The organism is Bradyrhizobium sp. CSA112 (assembly GCF_029051645.1).
Classification (GTDB): Bacteria; Pseudomonadota; Alphaproteobacteria; order Rhizobiales; family Xanthobacteraceae; genus Bradyrhizobium.
Genome location: NZ_JAACFS010000094.1, coordinates 1 through 1,912, shown reverse-complemented (window position 1 = coordinate 1,912; position 1,912 = coordinate 1). Strand labels below are relative to the sequence as shown.

The following is a 1,912-nucleotide window of genomic DNA, read 5'->3' as shown; positions in this document are numbered from 1 at the left end:
TCCAGCATTGTCGCAACACTATCCCCGGGCCTCACCCCGAGCCCGATCAGATGATGCGCGAGCCGGTTCGCCCGTGCATTGAGCTCGCCATAGCTTAAGCGCGCGTCCGCATCGACCACCGCCACCGAGTCCGGCGCTTGACGCACCTGCGCCTCGAACAGCTGATGGATGCACTGCTCCGCCGGATAGGGGGCCGCCGTCCGGTTCAACTCCTCCAGGAGGTAGGCGCGCTCAGCGGCTGGCAGGATGTCCAGGTCTCGCACCGGCGTATTGGGGGCGTGCTCCAGCGCCTCAGCCACTTGCTCGAGCGCGCGCTGCATGTAACCGCAGACCCGGTCCGCAGCGACGCCCTCCGCCACCTGCGCCGTCAGACCGAGCGCCTCGCCAAAATCCTCCACCGACAAGGACAGGGGATAGTTGGTGCGCTCCTCCCCGCCCAGCCATTCGGCCCCCTCTAGCCCATCATTCGGTGCAGAACCGGACATGGCCGCTGGCGTGGTGTGACGATAGTTCAACAGCGCGCTGAACAGCGGCGCCGGTGCCGCAACGCCGCTGCAGCGTTGCGCCAAGGCCAGCGAGGCATGCTCGTGCGCCAGCAGCTCGGCCAGCCGGGCGTGGGTGGTCCGCACGCTCGCCTCGACCCCGGTGCCGTCCAGATCAAGCCGCAGCGGCAGGGTGTTGATGAACAGGCCCATGGCGCGGTCGACACCGGCGCCGCCATGCATGCGGCCGAACAGCACCGTGCCGAACACCACCTGCTCGCGGCCGCTGCTGCGCGCCACCACCTGCCCCCAGGCCAGATGGCACAGGCTCGCCAGGCTCACCCCCAGCCGCCGCGCCTGTTCCCGCAGCCGCGCGTTGAGCGCCTGCGGCAGCATCCGCCGCGCCTCATGGACCCCATGGCCGTCGCCGCGGATCTCGCTCAACCCGAACGGCATGGTCGGCTCGTCGATGTCTGCCAGCAGCCCTCGGAAGAACTCTTCATGCGCCTTGGCATCAACACCAAGACGCGCCTGCGCCACCAGATTGCGGAACGGCTGCGGGGCTATCAGCTCATGCTCGCGCCCCTCCAGCACGGCCCGGACCTCGGCATGCATCACTTCCAGCGTGGTTTGATCCCCGATCAAATGGTGCTGCAGCTCCAGCAGCAGCCAGCGCGCGCTGCCGGGCTCGCGCGCGGTCACAAACCGCAACAGCGGCGCCCGGCCAAGATCGATGCGGTGCTGGCGCGGATCAAACCGGCGCCGGAGCTCATCGGCGCCGGGACAATCATAGCCATCCAGCTCGACCTCGCTCACCTCCAGCGGCGCACGACGCCACACCACCTGGGCCGGGCTCGACAGCCCCTCCCAGACAAAGGCCGTGCGCAGAATGTCGTGCCGATCCACCACCCGCTGAACCGCGGCAAGATAGCGATCCAACAGGCCACGGTCGGCAAACGCCGTCTGCGACACCAGCAGGTACGGATCGCCATGGCTGGCGAGCAGATGATGGAACAGGATGCCGTCCTGCAGCGCCGACAAGCCATAAATGTCCTGGATGTTGCCGACGCCACCAGGCACCATGGCGACGATCCGATCGATCTCGCCCTGCGTCAGCTCGATCAGCGGCAGCATCTGCGGCGTAATCGCCGTGCTGCTCGCGGTGATCAGGTTGGCCGGGACCGCCGCCTCCTGATGACTGCCCAGGCTTGCGGCCTGATCCGCCAGCACCGGCTTGGCGAACAAGGTCTGCACCTCGATCCCCAGCGACAGCCGCCGCAGACGCGCCATCAGCTGCACCGCCAGCAGCGAATGTCCACCGAGGTCAAAGAAGTTGTCGTGCCGCCCGACCCGCGCCACACCGAGAAGCTCCGCCCAGATCGTCGCCAGCGCGGTCTCGGTCTCGCCCCGCGGCGGCTCATAGGCCGCGC

The 1,912-nt window shown here is 68.3% G+C and carries 1 protein-coding gene; it reads right to left on the bottom strand.

Annotated elements, in window-relative coordinates; all coding sequences use genetic code 11:
• Positions 1 to 1,912 (bottom strand): condensation domain-containing protein (locus GWE18_RS41780; protein WP_275191285.1); only part of this gene is annotated, 1,912 nt, incomplete at both ends.